Origin of the sequence: Mesorhizobium sp., assembly GCF_024509055.1 — a bacterium.
In the GTDB taxonomy this organism is placed as follows: Bacteria; Pseudomonadota; Alphaproteobacteria; order Rhizobiales; family Rhizobiaceae; genus Mesorhizobium.
Genome location: NZ_JANINM010000405.1, coordinates 1 through 20,030, shown reverse-complemented (window position 1 = coordinate 20,030; position 20,030 = coordinate 1). Strand labels below are relative to the sequence as shown.

The 20,030-nt window shown below is 65.3% G+C and carries 15 protein-coding genes; 10 read left to right on the top strand and 5 right to left on the bottom strand.

Going from position 1 to position 20,030, the window contains the following annotated elements; all coding sequences use genetic code 11:
- The first annotated feature begins 294 nt into the window (after window positions 1-294).
- Entirely contained in the window at window positions 295-786 is a 492-nt protein-coding gene (locus tag Q0L57_RS21435) for a DoxX family protein (RefSeq protein ID WP_296745041.1), read from the top strand.
- A 470-nt stretch (window positions 787-1,256) separates the two neighbouring features.
- Entirely contained in the window at window positions 1,257-2,027 is a 771-nt protein-coding gene (locus tag Q0L57_RS21430; protein ID WP_296745040.1) for a hypothetical protein, read from the top strand.
- Between the two features lie 73 nt (window positions 2,028-2,100).
- On the opposite strand, the gene Q0L57_RS21425 is transcribed toward Q0L57_RS21430, so the two are convergent.
- Entirely contained in the window at window positions 2,101-2,883 is a 783-nt protein-coding gene (locus tag Q0L57_RS21425; protein WP_296745039.1) for a glucose 1-dehydrogenase, read from the bottom strand.
- An 891-nt stretch (window positions 2,884-3,774) separates the two neighbouring features.
- Here Q0L57_RS21425 and Q0L57_RS21420 point away from each other — a divergent pair.
- The 3 genes from Q0L57_RS21420 to Q0L57_RS21410 are packed head-to-tail and all read left to right on the top strand — an operon-like array spanning window position 3,775 to window position 11,617.
- Window positions 3,775-5,277, top strand: a complete 1,503-nt coding sequence (locus tag Q0L57_RS21420; RefSeq protein ID WP_296745038.1) for an efflux RND transporter periplasmic adaptor subunit — start codon at window positions 3,775-3,777, stop codon at window positions 5,275-5,277.
- Window positions 5,274-8,402, top strand: coding sequence for a multidrug efflux RND transporter permease subunit (locus Q0L57_RS21415; RefSeq protein ID WP_296745037.1), 3,129 nt, complete (start codon window positions 5,274-5,276; stop codon window positions 8,400-8,402). The genes Q0L57_RS21420 and Q0L57_RS21415 overlap by 4 nt, the downstream gene beginning before the upstream one ends.
- A complete protein-coding gene (locus tag Q0L57_RS21410) occupies window positions 8,399-11,617 on the top strand; it encodes an efflux RND transporter permease subunit (protein WP_296745036.1) in 3,219 nt (1,072 codons plus the stop codon). The genes Q0L57_RS21415 and Q0L57_RS21410 overlap by 4 nt, the downstream gene beginning before the upstream one ends.
- Before the next feature lie 103 nt (window positions 11,618-11,720).
- Here Q0L57_RS21410 and Q0L57_RS21405 read toward each other — a convergent pair whose 3' ends face one another.
- Entirely contained in the window at window positions 11,721-12,320 is a 600-nt protein-coding gene (locus Q0L57_RS21405; protein WP_296745035.1) for an inorganic diphosphatase, read from the bottom strand.
- Between the two features lie 307 nt (window positions 12,321-12,627).
- Here Q0L57_RS21405 and Q0L57_RS21400 point away from each other — a divergent pair, with 307 nt between their 5' ends.
- The gene (locus Q0L57_RS21400; RefSeq protein ID WP_296745034.1) at window positions 12,628-13,992 is read left to right on the top strand and encodes a hemolysin family protein; all 1,365 of its coding nucleotides are present in this window, start codon (window positions 12,628-12,630) and stop codon (window positions 13,990-13,992) included.
- A gap of 89 nt (window positions 13,993-14,081) precedes the next feature.
- Here Q0L57_RS21400 and Q0L57_RS21395 read toward each other — a convergent pair whose 3' ends face one another.
- Together Q0L57_RS21395 and Q0L57_RS21390 are read right to left on the bottom strand one after the other, a co-directional pair.
- Entirely contained in the window at window positions 14,082-14,852 is a 771-nt protein-coding gene (locus tag Q0L57_RS21395) for a pyrroline-5-carboxylate reductase (protein WP_296745033.1), read from the bottom strand.
- A gap of 153 nt (window positions 14,853-15,005) precedes the next feature.
- Window positions 15,006-15,296 (bottom strand): muconolactone Delta-isomerase family protein, encoded by a 291-nt coding sequence (locus Q0L57_RS21390; protein ID WP_296745032.1) that lies wholly within the window; start codon window positions 15,294-15,296, stop codon window positions 15,006-15,008.
- Window positions 15,297-15,410: 114 nt separating this feature from the next.
- Between Q0L57_RS21390 and Q0L57_RS21385 the strand changes: the two genes are divergently transcribed.
- Entirely contained in the window at window positions 15,411-16,295 is an 885-nt protein-coding gene (locus tag Q0L57_RS21385) for a LysR substrate-binding domain-containing protein (protein WP_296745031.1), read from the top strand.
- A 54-nt stretch (window positions 16,296-16,349) separates the two neighbouring features.
- Here Q0L57_RS21385 and Q0L57_RS21380 read toward each other — a convergent pair whose 3' ends face one another.
- Entirely contained in the window at window positions 16,350-16,961 is a 612-nt protein-coding gene (locus Q0L57_RS21380; RefSeq protein WP_296745030.1) for a TIGR00730 family Rossman fold protein, read from the bottom strand.
- A 118-nt stretch (window positions 16,962-17,079) separates the two neighbouring features.
- On the opposite strand from Q0L57_RS21380, the gene Q0L57_RS21375 reads away from it, so the two are divergent.
- The 3 genes from Q0L57_RS21375 to Q0L57_RS21365 all read left to right on the top strand — a co-directional run.
- On the top strand, window positions 17,080-18,687 hold the full coding sequence (locus Q0L57_RS21375; protein WP_296745029.1) for a LysM peptidoglycan-binding domain-containing protein: 1,608 nt from the start codon (window positions 17,080-17,082) through the stop codon (window positions 18,685-18,687).
- Between the two features lie 106 nt (window positions 18,688-18,793).
- Window positions 18,794-19,126 carry a metalloregulator ArsR/SmtB family transcription factor gene (locus Q0L57_RS21370; RefSeq protein WP_296745028.1) on the top strand — a complete coding sequence of 111 codons (333 nt, stop codon included), beginning with the start codon at window positions 18,794-18,796 and terminating at the stop codon, window positions 19,124-19,126.
- Between the two features lie 26 nt (window positions 19,127-19,152).
- The coding region (locus Q0L57_RS21365; protein WP_296745027.1) for an ABC transporter transmembrane domain-containing protein at window positions 19,153-20,030 on the top strand (878 nt) is incomplete at its 3' end.

Genomic DNA, 20,030 nt, shown 5'->3' with positions numbered 1-20,030 from the left:
CGCATGAATATCTGGGCGAGCTCTATGTCGAGACCGGCGACATGGCCAAGGCCAAGGAGCAGCTCGCTTCGCTGCAAAAGCTTTGCCCGGCGGGCTGCGAGGAGCTTTCGGACCTGCAGCAGGCAATCGCCACCAAGGTGACGAAGTGAATTTTTCGGGCGCGCCGCGGCAAGCGCGCCCGAAAATAGGAGCCGGCGCCTGTCTTTCCCCGCGCCGGCTCCGACCCCTTCGACATCAAGCCCTTGCATGCGTTCGACCTGGGCGAACCGCTTTTCAGAACACTGGAGCCGACCGATGACACCGACCGAATTCGCCGAGAAGTTTCATGCTAAGGACGTGACGCTGCTTGCGGGCCGGCTACTTCTATCCCTGATCTTCCTCCATGAGGGCCTGCAGCTCGCGACGCATTTCGAGGGCGCCCAGAGGGCGATGGCGGCGCTCGGCATCGGTGCGCCGCTGCTTCTCGCCACCATCGTGCTACAACTCGGCGCCGGCCTGTCGGTGGCGCTCGGCATCCTGGCGCGACTGGGAGCGCTGGGGCTCGGCCTGTTCTGCCTGATGACGGCAAGCCTCTTCCACACCAACTTCGCCAGCCAGAACGAGCTCCTGCATTTCGAGAAGGACCTGGCGATTGCCGGCGGCATGTTCATCCTGGCGCTGAGCGGCGCGGGCAGGCTGGCGACGGATCGGGTGCTGGTTGCGATGATGAAGGGCAGGGCGGTCGCGGTATCAAAGGCAGAAACGGCTACTGTTCCGGTCGAGCCTCATCTCGTCACGCGAGATTAGCTCCCGTTTGAGCGGGACGTTCGACGTCCCAGGTTTGGCACTGGGAGATTAGACCAAGACGACCCAAACGAGGGCACGGACATGTCGCTCTATCCCGGAAGCGGCCACGGCTTGGACGCGTTCAGGCGTCTCGCCAAAACCAGGCGTACTCCTCATCCATCACCGGCCTAACCACAAGTCTCGTTGGCTCTCGATCCTTGTCTTCCGATCCAGCGGCCAGATCTCCCGGCAGCTTCCAAGAGGTATTTCCCCCTCCGCGTCGTACCGACCTTCGCCACCGAAAACGGTGTGCTGGACTCCATCGCCAGCGGCAAGTTCCTGGGGGCATTGGGATTACCAAATTCTATGTTGCGATCATAAAACGGAGCGCGAGTCCTTTGGTTTTGGCGTTAGGGCTTGACGTATAAATCAAGCAAAAATATTGGATTTGTATAGGTATATTGCATATTAAATTTCATTGAAGTGGGGTTATGGACATATTCAGTCTTATCGAGCGCCGCCGGCGTATAAGGCGGCTTGCGAGCGATTTTCGACGGATGAATGGTGCTATTAAGAGTGATTTCGCCATTTTCTCTCATCATCTTGGCCTTGGGGACCACATCATCTGCAATGGTATCGTGCGTTCCCTTTGTCCTTCCTTTAAGATTCTGGTGCTACCTGTAAGGCCTTTCTACGAGGCTGCCGTGCGCTGGATGTTCAGCGATTTGCCGAACGTCCGGACCATAGCGGTGGAGGAACAGAAAGACTTTCGACGCATCGTCGAGGCATTTGAGAAGGCGGGTGCAAGCTCTGTCCGCGCTGGAACACACAATAAGCAGTGGCGGGATGAAATGCTGCTGTGCTTCGACGCAGCGTTCTACGAACTGGCTGGCGTTCCCTTCGAGCAGCGATGGGCTGCATTCGACGTGCCCCGTGACCTGGATGCGGAAGAGGGGCTGTTTCAGATTGCAGCGCCAGCCGAGCCCTATATTTTTGTCCATGACGATGCCCGGCGCGGCTTCCAGATCGATGAGACGCGATTGCCGAAGAATATTAGACGGGTGCGGCCCGTTCCTGGGTTGACCGATGTGCCCTTCCACTACCGCAAGGTGATCGAAGGAGCCGCCGAAGTGCACTGCATTTCAAGTTCGTTCGCACACTTCCTCGAATGTGCTCCGAGCGGTCGCCCGCAGTTCCTCCATCGCTATCCACGTGAAGATGGAACCTGGTCGACCTGGCGCAATTTCAAAGTAGTGAGGTAACTCGGTCAGCGGCGGTCGAGAAGCTGAGAGCTCATCTGGTGGGCACCATGCCGCTCAGGCAAATGCCCGAGCCTCACAACACACTCGTGATCCCGCCATCCACCAGCAGCGTCTGTCCGGTGACGAAGCTCGCCGCGTCCGACGCCAGGAACACAGCGGCGCCGGCGAGTTCCTCTACGTCGCCCCAGCGCCGCATCGGTGTGCGGCCGGTGAGCCAGTTCGAGAAAGTCTCGTCGGCGACGAGGGCCGCGTTGAGCTCGGTCTTGAAATAGCCGGGAGCGATGGCGTTGACGCGCACGCCGTGCTGGCCCCACTCGCCGGCCATCGACTTGGTCAGCATGGTGATCGCCCCCTTGCTCGCGGCGTAGGGCGCGATCGAGGGGCGGGCGAGCACGCTCTGCACCGACGAGACGTTGATGATCACGCCCCTGCGGCGTGCGATCATCCCCTTCACCGCCGCTCGGCTCACCTTGAACACGCCATCGAGGTTGGTGGCCATCAGTGCGTCCCAGTCGGCGTCGGAAAAAGTCTCCAGCGGCGCGCGGCGCTGGATGCCGGCATTGTTGACCAGGATGTCGATTGGGCCGGTATTGGATTCGGCGGCCGCTATCGCCGTGTCGACCGACTGGGTGTCAGTCACGTCGATGATGGATTCAGCGACTGCGTGACCTTCGCCGCGCAGGCTATCGCCGGCGGCCTTCAATTCATCCGCCTTGCGGCCGCCGATGGTGACGCGCGCGCCCGCGCCCGCAAGCGCTTCCGCGAAGGCGAGGCCCAGCCCGCGGCTGGCGCCAGTGATGAAGGCATGCCTGCCTTCGAGGCTGAACAGCCGGTCGAGATAGTCAGTCGAACGCAAGTCGCACCTTCATCGATTGCGGCCGGCCGTAGCGCCGGTCGCGGTTAACGTGCCGTGCGGTTCAATGAAGCGCAAGGCATCCGGCGCGGTTGCGCCGGATGCTGCTTCGATCGGCCACCAGCCAGATGTTGGTGATGAAGGGCAATAGAACGGGAAGATGAAAGCGCGCCGCTAGTGCAGATAGCCGAGCAGCCAAAGAATGAGAATGACGGGCAACGGAATCCCGATAAGCCAAAGCAATCCACCTCGCAGCATGACGACCTCCTGATATGTGCTTGTTTGAGGCAACGTCGATGCGATGGCTTTGTTCCGGCGAGAATCTTCTTCGATACTTGCTGAGGCTGGAGGAATCGGTGCTTGAGTTAGTGGCGCGATTCGCTGCCCTGGCGGTTTGTCGGTCCGGGCATCTCACGCCCGCAGCCGCCGGGTTTCATGCGATTGGGCAGGAGACCGCGGGTCACTCCCGTTCACATCTTCGCGAGGGGAGGCGGCTGGCCTATCCTGCCGTGCCCGCCGCGCCGATCGGGGTGGGACGCGATCATGGGGAGGGTGCGGACGGCAAGCCGCGTTGGGCATGCTTGTCCGTGTAAGGCCTTGTCGCTGTTCGTCTAAAGGCAGCCGCCGGCCATCGCGTCTGCCGGGAAAACCAGCTTCCGGCGACGTGCCTCAACGGGCTGCCAGGGGCGAGTTTTGAGGGGTCTAACCCATTCAATTCATTACCGGAATTTAATGCGCGCTGGAATTGCACGGCAGAATCCGCGCGCCTATCCTCCATTAGGGTCGCGCCTGGGTCGCGGGGTTGACGGGAGCCGCGAGGCGATCCCGAGCGTTGTTGGCGAAGAACTATGACGAGCCGCGTGGACCTGGCTCGATCGATGGATAGGTGATGAAGTGGACGACGAGGTCGCCAAGAGGCAGCAGCCGCTCACCGAGCCTGTGACGCCCGTGACGAAAGAACCGCCCCCGCGCCGCCAGGGGCGCGGCTGGATCGTCGCGCTGCTACTGGTAACGGCGGGCGCGGGCGCCGTCGTTTGGCTGCATCCCTTCGCGCCTGCCCAGCAGCAACAGCAGCAAAGCGGGCGCGGCGGCGGCCGCTTCCGGGGCGGTGACGCCGGGCCGCAGCCGGTTGCCGTCGCATCGGTGACGCAGGCCGACGTCCCGATCGTGCTCGAGGCGCTCGGTACCGTCACCTCGCTGTCGACCGTGACGGTGCGTTCGCAGGTCAGCGGCCAGATCACCCAGATCGGCTTCACGGAAGGCCAGAATGTCAAGAAGGGCGACTTCCTCGCCCAGGTCGACGCCCGCACCCTGGTCGCGCAGCAGCATCAGCTGCAAGGCCAGCTCGAGCGTGACCAGGCCCTGCTCGCCGACGCCAAGCTCGACCTCGATCGCGACCTCAAGCTGACCTCCAGCGCCATCACCCAGCAGGCGGTGGACCTGCAGCGCGCGACCGTGCAGTCCGACGAGGGCTCGGTCGTTTCCGACCAGGCGCAGCTCGAAGCGGTGCAGGTCAACATCTCCAACAGCCACATCGTCGCGCCCGCCGACGGCCGCATCGGCCTGCGCCTTGTCGACCAGGGCAACTACGTCACACCGGGCGATGGCACGGGCATTGCGATCATCACCCAGATGCAGCCGATCTCGGTGATCTTCTCGCTGCCCGAGGACAGCCTGTCCCAGGTGCTGGAGCAGACCCACGCCAACGTGCAGCTCAAGGCCGCGCTGTTCGATCGCAACGACACCAAGCAGATCGCCGAAGGCACGCTGCAAACGATCGACAACCAGATCGACCCGACTACCGGCACGGTCAAGCTTCGCGCGCTCTTCCCCAATGCCGACGGTGCGCTTTATCCCAACCAGTTCGTGAACGTGCATCTCCTGGTGCGCACGCTGACTGGCGTGACGGTGGTTCCGAACGCCGCCATCCAGCACGGCGCGCCGGGCACCTTCGTCTACCAGCTGAACGACGACAACACCGTTTCCGTGAAGACCGTTTCCCTTGGCCCGGGCGATGCCTCCGTCACGCAATTGCGTTCCGGGCTTTCGCCGGGCGCCAAGGTCGTCGTTGACGGCGTCGACCGCCTTAAGGACGGCGCCAAGGTTTCCGTGCCTGGCAACACGGCCGCAGCGCCGGACACCGGGACGGGAACGGCCACACAGCCCGCGGCCAGCCCGGCCGGTTCCGGCACCACGCCACCCGCGACGGCCGCTGCTCCCCCGGCCGGTTCCGGCAACACCCCCGCGGCTTCTGACGGTCAGGGCGGCGGCGCGGGCGCGGCGGCGGGCAATGGGACGGCAGGGCAGGGCAACGCCGCCGGCGGAGACCGTCAGCATCGCCATCACCGCAAGCAAAACGGCCAGGCGAACGGCGGCAATTCGGCCGAAAGCCAATGAGCACCGAAAGCCTTGTGAGCTGGCTCAACCCGTCGCGGCCGTTCATCCTGCGGCCGGTGGCCACCACCCTCATCATGGCCACCATCCTGATGGTCGGGATGATCGCCTATCTCTTCCTGCCGCTTTCGGCCTTGCCTGAGGTCGACTATCCGACGATCCAGGTGCAGACCTTCTATCCGGGTGCCAGTCCAGAGGTGATGACCACCTCCGTTACTGCTCCCCTCGAGCGTCAGTTCGGCCAGATGCCGGGGCTGGAGCAGATGTCGTCGGGCAGTTCGGCCGGCGCCTCGGTCATCACGCTTCGCTTCAGCCTCGATCTCAGCCTCGACATCGCGGAGCAGGAGGTGCAGGCGGCGATCAACGCGGCCGGCAATCTTCTGCCCGCCGACCTGCCGGCGCCGCCGATCTACGCGAAGGTCAACCCCGCCGACGCGCCGATCCTGACGCTGGCGATCAACTCCAAGACGTTGCCGCTGACAGATGTCGAGAACTATACCGAGACGCGGCTGGCGCAGAAGATCTCGCAATTGCCCGGCGTCGGCCTTGTCTCGATCAGCGGCGGCGAGCGGCCAGCCGTGCGCGTGCAGGTCAAGCTCAAGGCGCTGGCCGCCATGGGTCTCAACATCGACGACCTGCGCACCACCATAGGCACGCTCAACGTCAACACGCCGAAGGGCAGCTTCGACGGCCCGGCGCGCTCCTACACCATCAACGCCAACGACCAGATCAGCGACCCGAAGACCTATGCCGACATGGTGGTCGCCTACCGCAACGGCTCGCCCGTGCGGCTGGGCGAGGTGGCCGATATCATTCAGGGACCGGAAAACTCCAGACTGGGCGCCTGGATGAACCGCTCGCCGGCGGTCATCCTCAACATCCAGCGCCAGCCCGGCGCCAACGTCATCCGCGTCGTCGATTCGGTGAATGCGCTGTTGCCGCAGCTGCGCGCCAGCCTGCCCGCCGCGCTCGAGGTCCAGCCGCTGACCGACCGCACCACCACCATCCGTTCCTCGGTGCATGACGTCGAGTTCGAGCTGGGGCTCGCCGCGCTTCTGGTCGTGCTCGTCACCTTTCTGTTCCTGCGCAACATCCCGGCGACGATCATCCCCAGCCTCTCGGTGCCGCTGTCGCTGATCGGCACCTTCGCGGTAATGTATCTGTGGGGTTTCAGTCTCGACAACCTGTCGCTGATGGCGCTCACCATCGCTTCCGGCTTCGTCATCGACGACGCCATCGTCATGATCGAGAACATCTCCCGCTTCATCGAGCACGGCGACGACCCGGTGACGGCGGCGCTCGAAGGCTCGGCCCAGATCGGCTTCACCATCATCTCGCTCACCGTCTCGCTGATCGCGGTGCTGATCCCGCTGCTCTTCATGGGCGATGTCGTCGGCCGACTGTTCCACGAATTCGCCATCACGCTCGCGCTCGCGATCGTCATCTCGGCCATCGTCTCGCTGACGCTGGTGCCGATGATGTGCGCACGGCTGTTGAAGCCGCCGTCCGAACGCAAGGAGGGCCGGCTGGCGCGTGGCAGCCAGGCCGTGTTCGACAAGATAGCCGAGGGCTATGGCGTGGCGTTGCGCTGGGTGCTCGACCGCCAGGCGCTGACGCTGCTGGTCGCGGTGGCGACGCTTGCGCTCACCGTCTATCTCTACATCGTCATTCCGAAAGGCTTCTTTCCGATCCAGGATACGGGCGCGATCTCGGCGGTCACCGAGGCCGCGGGCTCGGCCTCCTATGCCGACATGGCGGCGCACCAGCAGGCGCTGGCCGACATCATCCTGAAGGATCCGGATGTCGCCAGCCTGTCGTCCTTCATCGGCGTCGACGGCCAGAACATGACGTCGAACAGCGGCCGCATGCTGATCAACCTGAAACCGCGCGACGCCCGCGCCGACGACGCCAGCGCCATCATAAGACGGCTGGAGTCGGAAACCTCGGGCATCGCCGGCATCGCGCTGCACATGCAGCCGGTGCAGGACCTGACTGTCGATTCCACAGCGAGCCCCTCGCAATACCAATACGTGCTGCAGGATTCCGATCCGGTCGAGCTGGCGGACTGGACGTCGAAGCTCACCGACAGGCTGGCAGCACTTCCGCAGCTCGCCGACGTCGCGAGCGACAGCCAGCAGAGCGGGCTCGCCGTCGACATCACCATCGACCGCGCGACGGCGGCGCGTTTCGGGATCACGCCGGCGACCGTCGACAACGCGCTCTACGATGCCTTCGGCCAGCGCATCATCTCCACCATCTTCACCCAGTCGAACGAATACCGGGTCATTCTCGAAGCCGACCCGTCGGTCGGGCAGACGCCGGCTTCGCTCGGCGCCATCTACCTGCCCTCGGCCGGTTCCGGCCAGGTGCCGCTTTCGGCGATCGCCTCGATCGGCGTGCGTCAGGCGCCGCTCCTGGTGAACCACCTCGCGCAGTTCCCGGCCGCGACCGTTTCGTTCAACCTGGCCCCCGGCGTCTCGCTGGGCGATGCCACGGCGGCGATCACCGCCGCCGAGCAGGACATGCAGCCGCCGGCCGGCCTGACGACCGGCTTCCAGGGCGCCGCCCTGGCGTTGCAGAGCTCGCTTTCCAACGAATTGCTGCTCGTGCTCGCCGCCGTCGCCACCGTCTATGTCGTGCTGGGCGTGCTCTACGAGAGCTTCATCCATCCACTGACGATCCTGTCGACGCTGCCCTCGGCGACCGTCGGGGCGCTGGTCGCCCTGATGCTTGCCGGCCATGACCTCGACGTCATCGGCATCATCGGCATCGTGCTCCTGGTTGGCATCGTCAAGAAGAACGCCATCATGATGATCGACTTCGCCCTTCAGGCCGAGCGCCTGCAGGGGCTCGACCCGCGCGAGGCGATCTATGAAGCATGCCTGCTGCGGCTGCGGCCGATCCTGATGACGACGATGGCGGCGCTGTTCGGCGCGGTTCCCCTGGTGGTCGGCGGGCTTGCCGGCTCGGAGCTGCACCAGCCGCTCGGCATCACCATCGTCGGCGGCCTGATCGTCAGCCAGGTGCTGACGCTCTTCACGACGCCCGTGATTTATCTCGCCTTCGATCGCCTGACGCGCCCTGGGGAACGCGAAGCCGGCGCGCGGGCCGGCGGGCTCGCGCCGTGAACCTCTCGGCGCCCTTCATCGCGAGGCCGGTCGCTACGACGCTTCTGGCGATCGGACTGGCGGTAGCGGGGGTGATCGCCTATTTCAACCTGCCGGTTGCGCCGCTGCCCAAGGTCGATTTCCCGACTATTTCGGTGCAGGCCGCGATGGCGGGCGCGAGCCCCGACACGATGGCGACCGATGTCGCGGCGCCCCTGGAGCGCCATCTCGGCCAGATCGCGGGCGTGTCCGAGATGACCTCGCGCTCCAGCACCGGCACCACCAACATCGTGCTGCAGTTCGATCTCGACCGCGACATCAACGGCGCGGCGCGCGACGTGCAGGCCGCGATCAATGCTGCCCGCGCCGACCTGCCGTCGGACCTGCGCAGCAACCCGACCTACCGCAAGTACAATCCCGCCGATTCGCCGGTGATGATCCTGGCGCTGACCTCGCACACGCTGACGCCCGGGCAGCTCTACGACGCCGCCGCCACGGTGCTGCAGCAGCGCCTGTCGCAGGTCGAGGGCATCGGCAATGTTGATCTCGGCGGCTCTTCGCTGCCGGCTGTGCGGGTGGAGCTCAACCCCGGCGCACTGTTCCACTACGGCATCGGCCTGGAGGATGTGCGCGCCGCGATCGCGTCCGCCAATGCGCGCAGCCCCAAGGGGTTCACCGAGGACGGCGCGCTGCGCTACCAGCTCTACACCAACGACCAGGCCAGCCACGCCGCCGAATACCGCGACCTCGTCATCGCCTGGCGCAACAATGCCGCCGTGCGCCTCAGCGACGTCGCCGATGTCGAGGACTCTGTCGAGGACGTGCGCAATCTCGGCCTCGCCAATGGCGAGCCGGCCGTGCTGCTGGTGCTTTATCGCGAGCCGAACGCCAACATCATCGACACGGTCGACCGCGTTCGCGCGCTGATCCCGACGCTGCAGGCCTCGGTGCCGGCCGATGCCCGGCTCAACATCGCGACCGACGGCTCGACCACCATTCGCGGCTCGTTGCACGACACGGAGCTGACGCTGGTCCTGGCGGTGTTGCTCGTCATCCTCGTGGTGTTCTGCTTCCTGCGCGACTGGCGCGCGGCGCTGGTGCCCAGCGTCGCGCTGGTCGTTTCGATCCTCGGCACCTTCGGGGCGATGTACCTGCTCGGCTTCACGCTCGACAATCTGTCGCTGATGGCCCTCACCATTGCCACCGGCTTCGTCGTCGACGACGCCATCGTAGTGCTCGAAAACATTATGCGCCACATCGAGGATGGCATGCCGCGGGGCAAGGCCGCGCTCGTCGGCGCGCGCGAGGTCGGCTTCACGGTGCTGTCGATGAGCGCCTCGCTGGTCGCCGTGTTCCTGCCGATCCTGTTGATGGGCGGCATTCTCGGTCGCCTGTTCCAGGAATTCGCCTTGACCCTGTCGCTGTCGATCGTGATTTCGCTGGTGCTGTCGCTGACGGTCACGCCGATGATGTGCGCGCATTTCCTGCGCACGGGCGCGACCGCGTCGACCAGGCGCTCGGTCCTGGCGAGGTTCGGCGAAGGCGTCTTCGAGCGCGTGCGCGCGGGTTATGGCCGCTCGCTCGCCTGGTCGCTCGACAATGCCGGCGTCATGCTGGTGGCCCTGTTCGCCGCGGTCGTCCTCAACGTCTATCTCTACGGCGTCGTGCCGAAAGGCTTCTTCCCACAGCAGGACACGGGCGAGCTGATCGGCGGCCTGCGCGCCGACCAGGCCATTTCCTTCCAGCTGATGCGGCAGAAATTCGAACAGCTCGAATCGATCCTGAAGGGCGATCCGGCGGTGGCGAACGTCGTCGGCTATATCGGCGGCCGCCAAACCAATTCCGGCTTCGTCTTCGTCAGCCTGAAGCCTAAGGGTGAGCGGGCGCCGCTGCAGACGGTGCTGACGCGCCTGCGCGCCCAGCTCAGGCAGGTGCCCGGGGCCCAGCTCTTCCTCAATCCGCGCCAGGAGATCAGGGTAGGCGGCCGCCAGAGCCTCGCCACCTACCAGTATACGCTGCAGGCCGATGGCACCGCCGATCTGGAGGAATGGACGCCGAAGCTGGTGGATATCCTGAAGAAGGCGCCGGAACTCACCGACGTCAATTCGGACCAGGACCAGGCCGGGCTCGAAACCAACATCACGGTCGATCGCGAGAGCGCGGCGCGGTTCGGCGTGACGCCGGCGGGCATCGATAACACGCTTTATGACGCCTTCGGCCAGCGCCAGGTCTCGACGATCTTCAACGCGCGCAACCAGTACCATGTCGTGATGGAGGTGGCGCCGCGCTACCTCCAGGATCCGAGCGCGCTGAACGGCATCTATGTCAGCACCTCGGGCGCCGCGGCCAGCGGCACGCAGAGCACCAACGTGCTGGCCGGCAGCGTTTCCGGTGCGGTGCAGAACCAGGCCACCAACGCGATTGCCGTCACCGGCCACGGCAGCGCCTCCAGCGGCTCCGCCGTCAGCACGGCGGCCGAGCACATGGTGCCGCTCTCGGCGTTCAGCGGGTACGGGCCGGCGACGATGCCGCTGGCGGTCAACCATCAGGGCCATTTCGCCGCCGCCACCATCTCCTTCAATCTCGCCGACGGCGCCACCCTCGGCGACGCCTCGGCGGCGATCGATCGGGCCATCGCGGAGCTCAGGATGCCGGTCTCGATCCACGGCTCGCTCGCCGGAACGGCGCTTGCCTTCCGCTCCAACCTGTTGAACGAGCTTCTGCTCATCGCCGCGGCGCTGGCCACGATCTACGTCGTGCTGGGCGTGCTCTATGAGAGCTACGTCCACCCCATCACCATCCTGTCGACGCTGCCCTCCGCGGGCATCGGCGCGCTTGTGGCGCTGCTCGTCACCGGCATGGAGTTCGACGTGATCTCGCTGATCGGCATCATCCTGCTGATCGGCATCGTCAAGAAGAACGCCATCATGATGATCGACATGGCGCTGCAAGCCGAGCGCCAGGAAGGACTGTCGGCGCGGGAAGCGATCCACAAGGCAAGCGTGCAGCGCTTCCGGCCGATCATGATGACGACCTTCGCGGCGCTTCTCGGCGCCTTGCCGCTGGCGCTCGAGTCCGGCACCGGCGCGGAACTCCGCCAGCCGCTCGGCGCGGCGATCGTCGGCGGGCTCATCGTTTCGCAGCTTTTGACGCTCTACACGACGCCGGTCGTCTATCTCTATCTAGACCGGCTCAGCGCCCGCAAACCGTCGCTGCGGGTCGCCCCGGCGGAGTGAGGCCCGCGCTGATCCGCCCTCTCAAAGAAAAGCCGATCCCGGCGCGCCTCAACGCGCCGGCATCGGCTTGATCTGGATCGGCCAAATCTCAGCCCTGCGGAGTTCAGTCGACCTTGAACTTGTCCAGCGCCGACTTCACTTCGTCGATGGCGACGTTGGCGCCTTCGAAGCCGTTGAGCTCGACCGCCTTGCGGCCGGCCGGAAGGCGCTTGTAGACGGTGAAGAACTGCTCGATCCGCTCGCGCTCGATGGCGGGCAGATCCTCGATCGACTTGATGTTGTCGTAGGTGGGGTCGACCTTGGATACCGGCACGGCGATGATCTTGTTGTCGGACTCGCCGCCGTCGATCATCTTGAGCACGCCGATCGGCCTGACGCGGATGAAGGCACCCGGATAGATCGGCTCGCGGGTGAAGACCAGCGCGTCGAGCGGATCGCCGTCGCCGCCCTTGGTGCTGGCGATCGAGCCGTAGTTGGCGGGATAGACGACCGGCATCGACTGGAAGCGATCCACCACCACATGGCCGGTCTTGGCGTCGATCTCATACTTGGTGAAGCTGCCGGCGGGTATCTCGATGGCCACCTGGATGTCGGTCGGATCGCCCGACTGGGGATAGGCAACCGGGTTCACGTAATCGGCCAGGGCTGCTCCGGGAAGAAGGCACAGGACAGCGCCGGCGAATCCGAAAGCAATGTTCTTCAATATCATTTGTCCTCGCAACTGCGGTTTGGTTGAATTGCGAGGGGAAACTGTCGGGTGCGGATAACAGGACGATGACGAATTGTGGATTAAGACGACCTGGAATCGCGAGGTCTTTCGCCTGTCATTCCGAGCTGAGGCCGAAAGGTGTGGGAAATTCTGTGGAAAAAACCCCTAGTCGGCGGGGTCAAGGCCGTTTAGATTAGGATAGTCGTCGAGATAATCCCTGAGGCGACCGGCGGCGGCATCGTTTATGCCGCCATTTTTGTTGTCCAAGGCGCGGTCCGCGTCGCAACCCCAAGAGGAGATCATGCCCGCGGGCGATGGCAGTAGTAGCTTCACCGACATTCTCGGAATTCTGTCGGTCCTTTTCCTTGTCGCCGCGAACGGCTTTTTCGTCGCGGCCGAATTCTCGCTCGTAGCGGTTCGCAAGAGCAGGGTGGCCGAACTGGTCGCCGCCGGCCGCATGAACGCCGCGGCCCTGCAACGCGCGCTCGACAATCTCGACGCCAATCTCGCGGCGACACAGCTCGGTATCACCATCTCGTCGCTCGCGCTCGGCTGGATAGGCGAACCGGCTCTGGCGCATCTGGTCGAGCCGCTGCTGGCGGGCCTGCCGGAATCCTGGGCCTATTTCGGCTCGCACGCGATCGCGGTCGCCATCGCCTTCATCATCATCACGACGCTGCATATCGTGCTGGGCGAGCTCGCGCCGAAGAGCCTCGCGCTGCAGCGCAGCGAGGGCACGGCGCTGTGGATCGTGCGTCCGCTCGGCCTGTTCCTGTTCCTGTTGCGCCCGGCGATCGTGACCCTGAACGGCCTGGGCAACCTGGTGCTGCGGGCCTGCGGACTGCGGCCGGGTGCGGGCGAGGGCGCCCTGCATTCCGCCGAGGAGCTCAAGCTTCTGGTCCAGGCCAGTCAGGAGGCCGGCATTCTCGAACAGGCGCAGCAGGACGTGGTCGTCCGCGTGCTGAAGATCGGCGATCGACGCATCGGCGATATCATGACGCCGCGCCACGATGTCGACTGGATCGACGCCGGGGACACACGTGAGGAGATGATCCGCACCATCCGCGAATGCCCCCACGAACAGCTGCTGGTCGGCCGGGACAGCATCGACGAACCCTTGGGCATGGTCCTGAAGAAGGACCTGCTCGATCAGCTTCTCGACGGCAGGCCGCTCGATCCCATGGCCGTGATGCGCGAGCCGCTGGTCGTCTACGAAGCGACGCCCATCGTCAAGGTGCTGGATCGCTTCAAGCAGTCGCCGGTGCGGCTTATCACGGTCATGGACGAATATGGTGGGCTGGAGGGCATCGTCACCCAGACCGACCTGCTCGAAGCCATGGCGGGTGACCTGCCGGGCGTGGAGGGCGAGGCGCCGGACGTCGTCGAGCGCGAGGACGGCTCGCTCCTGGTCGACGGCATGACGCCCGCGCACGACGCCTTCGAGCGCCTTGGCCTCAGGATGCGCCAGTCCGACGGCGACTTCCGCACCATCGCGGGCTTTGCCCTGGTCCGCCTCGGACACCTGCCGGAAGTCGGCGAGAGCTTCACCTACGAAGGCTGGAGCTTCGAGATCGTCGATCTAGATGGCCGCCGCATCGACAAGATGCTGGTCAGCAGGACGCCTCGACCGCCACAGGCGGCAAAGGCGGCCAGCAAGAGCGGATAGGCGACGGCGTCACGGGGTTCGACGCATGGGGGTTCGAGCCCCGCGGCGGCGCGGAAAACCATCGCCGCGCCGTCGGAGAATTCCGCCGGCTACCTGCCGGTGACGCGCCTATGCACGCGGCCAAGGCTTTCGGCGAAGGCGTCGAATGTGCCTCGCTCGGTCAGCTCGCGCAGCACCTGTTCGTTGATGCCGCCGCGCGTCGCATAGTCCTGCGCAAGATGCATGAAATCTTCGTCCGGCGCCGTATCCGGCGCGTTGGCCAGCGCCTTGTAGATGCTGGCGATGTAGTCCCGCGCCTTGTCGCCCGAAACGCCCTGGCTCCGCACCCAGGCGTGGATCGTGTCGAGATATTTGAAATAGCTGGCATAGGTCGCGGTGACGACGCTCAACGCATCGAACTCGCAGGGATCCTCGACCTCGATCACTTGTCCGAGCCGGCCGAAGAACGCCGCCACGATCGGGTCTGGCGGACAGATGATCGTCGCGCCCTCCAGACGGGCGATCATCGGCATGGGCAGGGCCTTGCCGACATGCGTTGCCGGCGCCACGAGCGCGGCGATCTCGTCCCGCGATACGGTGGCGATCAGGCTGACGACGTGATGGTCCGGCCGGAAGCGCAGCTCTTGCAGCACCTCGCGCGCGATTTGCGGCCGCACCGCTAGCATGACCGTGTCGCATTGGTCGAGCACCGCCTGATTGTCGGCGGCGACGCGAACGTCCGGATAACGCGCGGCAAGCCCCGCGGCGATCTGCTCGTTGCGCGGCGAGATCACCACCGGCGTCGTCTCGCCCGGCAGCGATTTCAGCCCGGTGACGATGGCCGAGCTCAGCGCGCCCGTGCCGACAAAGCCAAGCTTCATGGATATTCCGCCCCTTGTTCCGTTTCGCCGCCGACAATAGCGACGGCTCGGTCGCCGGCAAGGGAGCGGATCGATCCAGGAATAGTGTCGGGTAGGGATCGCGCGGGACGGCGCTGCATGTGGCGTTGCCCGCATTAAGGCCGAAAGGACCGCTCAGCGCTTCGGCCCGAAGCCAGGATAGGGGTTGAGCGGCACGATTGCCGCAATGTCCATCATGCCGGTCTCGACCAGGGGCAGTGTGGCGAGAAGGCCGCGCACTTCCTTCTCGTCGACGGCCTCGAACATCATGCCGCTGCCTGGAATGTCGCCACGGTTCCAGACCTGGCGCACCGCGCCTTGCGCATAAAGCGTTCGCCGCTGCTCGGCCTCGCCGGGCAGGAGCGGTGCGAAGTCCGCGTCGCTGAACTTCTGGGTGTTGCGGGCAAGTAGGGCAAAGAACTGCATGGCTGTCTCCTGTGTCGGCGGGTTGATGCCGGGAGATATCGCGTTGTCTGGTCAGACTGTCCAAGACTGATTAGATTAAAGTTCAGACCTAGAATGGCTTAACCCGGAGCGAACATGCTCGACCTGCGGCAAATCAGATATTTCGTCGCCGTCGCCGAGGCCGGCAATGTCGGCCGCGCCGCCGAGCAATTGCATATCTCGCAGTCGCCGCTCAGCCGTCAGATCATGCAACTGGAGGAACAGCTTGGCGTCGCCCTCTTCGAACGGGCGAAGCAGCGGGTGCATCTCAATGCCGAGGGCAGGGCCTTTCTTGCCGAGGCTCGTGCGCTGCTTGCCAACGCGGCGCGGCTGGAAGCGCTCGGCCGCAACCTTGCCAGCGGCGCCACTGGCAGTCTCGCCATTGGCTACGTCGAAGGCGCGGTGCATGCGGGGCTGGTCGCCGGTATGCTCAGGGATTTCCGCCGCGAGCGGCCGGCGTTCCACCTGCAATTGCGCAGCCGCCGAACGGCGGCGCAGTTCGAGGATTTGAGGCAGCGCACCCTCGACCTTGGTTTCGTCTATTCGCCGGCGCCGGAGGGGGATCCGGAAATTGACAGCATGCTGGTGCGGCGTGAGCCGCTGATGCTGGCATTGCCGCAGGGTGATCCGCTGGTCGATATTCCCGACATCCGCCCCGGCGACCTTGATGGCCGCGTTTGGATCACGGTCGTGCGCCAGCCCGACGACACCAATCGCGCGCAGTTCCTGGCGGCTTGCGTGCGGGCGGGCTTCCTGCCCGACATCGCCTACGAGACCGCCGATCCCCTGACCTCGCTCGGACTGGTCAGCGCGGGCCTCGGCCTCGCCACGGTGCAGGAGAGCCTGCGCGCCGCTGCGCCGTCGGGCATCGTCTTCCGCGACCTGCCCTGGTTTGGGCGCAGCGTGTCGATCCATCTCGCCTGGCGGCGTAACGACCGGCGGGCGGTGATAGGCGATTTGAGGAAGGCGGTAGGGCGGTAGGGAGTAGGGGTAGCAGATTCAGGCGGTCACTGCTGCCTCACTGCCCTTGCTCCCCTACATCTTGTCTATCACCGACTGCACGCCCTCGGTCGGGGCATCCACCGAGGACCCCGCCACCATGATGGCGGCCACGATCGCGTCCGGGTCGCTCACCACCAGCGGCTTCACCCTGTGGGCGGTGTGGATGAAGCCCTCGGCCGACATGTGTTCGATCAGCGTCAGCATCGGGTCCCAGAAACCCTTGACGTTGGCGAAGACGATGGGCTTGCGGTGATGGCCGAGCTGCGCCCAGGTCATGATCTCGACGATCTCTTCCACCGTGCCGATACCGCCCGGCAGAGCCACAAACGCGTCGGATTTTTCGAACATCCTGTGCTTGCGCTCGTGCATGTTGTCGGTGATCAGCAATTCGTCGAGCTTGTCGAGGGCGGTCTCGGTAGCCTCCTTGTTGATCAGGAAGCGCGGGATGATGCCCGTCACCTTGCCGCCGGCCCTGAGCGCGCCGTCGGCGACAGCGCCCATGATGCCCTTGGTGCCACCGCCATAGATGAGGCGCAGCCCGGATTTCGCCAGCGAGCGGCCAAGCAGGTGTCCGGCCTTGATATAGGCCTCGTCGCGGCCCGGAGACGAACCGCAATAGACGCAGACGGATCGAATCGTGTTCATGGCGATGATTGGTGATAGGGACGGTCGGCGCGGTCAAGCCCAAGCATGGGCTTTTTCTTGTAGCACCGGACAAAACACGCTAGACCGGCGTTAGGTGGCTAAGGGGGCAGAAAAAGGCATGGCTATCAATACTTCCAGGGCGTTCCTGTTCGCGGCGGGCGGCGTTGCCGTCGTTGCGGCGGTCGCCTACGGATCGGGCGCGCTCGATCCTTATCTCAAGCACAAGCCGGCGGAGGTCGCTGCGCTTCAGCCGGCAGACACCAAGGCTGCCGGCTCGGCCAGCACGACGACCGAAGGCCGGTTGCCGCAGCCCCAGGCCAACACCAACAATGCGATGGCGCCGGCCTCGAACAACGCCATGGCGCCGGCCAGCAACGCGATGGCGCCCGCCAGCAATGCGATGAAGCCGGCCGCGCCCGCCGCCGCCACGGCGCCAGCTGCGCCGGCGGCAACAGCGCCAGCCGCCCAGGCTCCAGCCGCCGCTGGTCCGACGCTGCCGACCTTCGACGTCGTGCGCGTCGAAGCCAACGGCTCGATCGTCGTCGCCGGCAGTGCCGCGCCCAACGCCAAGGTCGAGATACTCAACGGCGGCACGGTGCTCGGTTCCACCGTCGCCGGTCCGGATGGCGCCTTCGCCATCGTTCTCGACAATCCGCTGAAGCCGGGCGATTACTCGATCACGCTGCGCTCGACGGCCGGCGGGGTTGCCGTTGCTTCGGCTCAGACCGCCGTCGTGTCGATACCGCAGAGCCCGACCGGCCAGGTGCTGGCCATGGTCGAGGAGCCCGGCAAGCCCTCCGAACTCATCACCGTTCCGCAGCCCGAGGCCAAGACCGCCGCGCCTGCTGCCGCCGAACAGCCGGCCGCTGCCGCGCCCACCGCGCAGGCGCCGGCAGCCGCCGCGACCGCTCCGGCTACGACGACACCCGCCGCGACCACGGCTCCTGCCGCTGGCGCTCAGGCGTCCGCCACGCCAGCGCCTGCCGCGGCCGAACCCAAGATCGCCGTCGAGGCCGTCGAGATCGACGGAAGCAAGATTTTCGTCGCCGGCACGGCCGATCCCGGCCGCAAGGTGCGCGCCTATGCCGATGACATCCTGCTTGGCGACGCAAAGACCTCGCCTGACGGTCATTTCCTGATCGAGGCGGCGCGCGACATTCCGGTCGGCAACTACACCATCCATGTCGATGGCCTTGCTGACGACGGCGTGAAGGTCGTCGCCCGCGCCGCCGTGCCGTTCGAACGCGAGCCCGGCGAGTCGGTCGCCGCCGTCGCTCCGAGCGAAACCAAGCCGGCCGAGGCGAAGCCCGCCGCACCGGCAACGACAGAAACCAAGCCCGTCGAGACGACGGCGCCAGCCACGGCAACGGCGGAGGCGGCCAAGCCCGCGGCGGCACCGGCTCCGGCAGCCGAAGCTCCGGCCAAGGTTGCCGAGGCGACGCCACCGGCCGACGTTCCCGAAACGGTGGCGCCGAAGCTCGAGCATGCCGACGGCGCCGTCATCATCCGCCGCAACGACACGCTCTGGCGCATCTCGCGTCGCGTCTACGGCCACGGCGTGCGCTTCTCCACCATCTATCTCGCCAACCAGGATCAGATCCGCGACCCCGACCGCATCTGGCCGGGCCAGGTGTTCAAGGTTCCGGGTAAGTCGAAGGAAGGCGAGGCGGCCGACATGAAGGCCATGGGCGACCAGATGACCTCGGTGCCGGCCAAGACGGAGTAGGCTGATTAGGTGATCTCCCCCACGAGGGGGGAGATCAGCAGTTCCGACGTTCTACCCACAAGCCTAGCTTGCCCTCCTTTACTTCATCGTCTATCGCCGATGGACGATGATCGAATCCTTGCCCGAAAGCGGCTGCCCTGGCCGCGCGCCTGACAGTCATGCCATCGCAGCGCGGCTGGCCGCGCTGTCGCACCCGGCGCGCATCGAGATCCTGAAGCACCTGTCGGCCAGCCACTGTTGCTCCTGCCGCGAGGTGGTCGACCATCTCGATCTCGCCCAGTCGACCGTTTCGCAACATCTGAAGATCCTGGTCGAGGCCGGGCTCGTACGCTTCGAGGCCGACCGCCAGCGCTCGCGCTACGCCGTCGATCATGCCGCACTTGCCGACGTCTCGACATCGCTCGGCGAACTCGTCAAATCCTGCTGCCCCAGCCGCTGACCCTCTCACCCAAAAAGGCAAGACTAGTGGCCGAAAAGACCGTCTCCGCCGAAGCCGGCACCCTCACAACCCTACGCAATCTGTGGCCCTACATGTGGCCGGCCGAGCGCGCCGACCTCAGGGCGCGCGTCACTTGGGCGACGCTGCTCCTGGTCGTCGCCAAGCTGACATTGGTCGCCGGTCCCTATTTCTTCAAATGGGCGACCGATGCCTTGGCCCATGCTTCCAAGACGCCACCGCCGCTGCCGTCCTTCCTGCTCGCGCCGGTCATGCTGGTCATCGCCTACAATGTGCTGAGGCTGGTCCAACTCGGCTTCAACCAGCTGCGCGACGCGCTGTTTGCCCGCGTTGGTCAATATGCGGTGCGCCAGCTTGCCTTCCGCACCTTCGTCCACATGCACCAGCTGTCGCTGCGCTTCCATCTCGAGCGCCGCACCGGCGGCCTGTCGCGCATCATCGAGCGCGGCACCAAGGGCATCGAGACGATCGTGCGCTTCATCATGCTGAACACAGCGCCGACCATCCTCGAATTCGCGCTCACCGCCGGCATCTTCGCCTTCACCTATGGCTGGAGATACGTGGCCGTGGTGGCGGTCACCGTCTGGCTCTACGTCTGGTTCACGGTCAAGGCCAGCGACTGGCGCATCTCGATCCGCCGCGACATGAACGACAGCGACACCGACGCCAACACCAAGGCTATCGATTCGCTGCTCAACTTCGAGACCGTCAAATACTTCACCAATGAAGCCATGGAAGCCGAGCGCTTCGACCGCTCGATGGCGCGCTACGAGATCGCCGCGACCAAGACCTGGACCTCGCTTGGCTGGCTGAACTTCGGCCAGGGCGTCATCTTCGGCCTCGGCACCGTCATCGTCATGTGCATGTCGGCGCTGGAGGTGCAGGC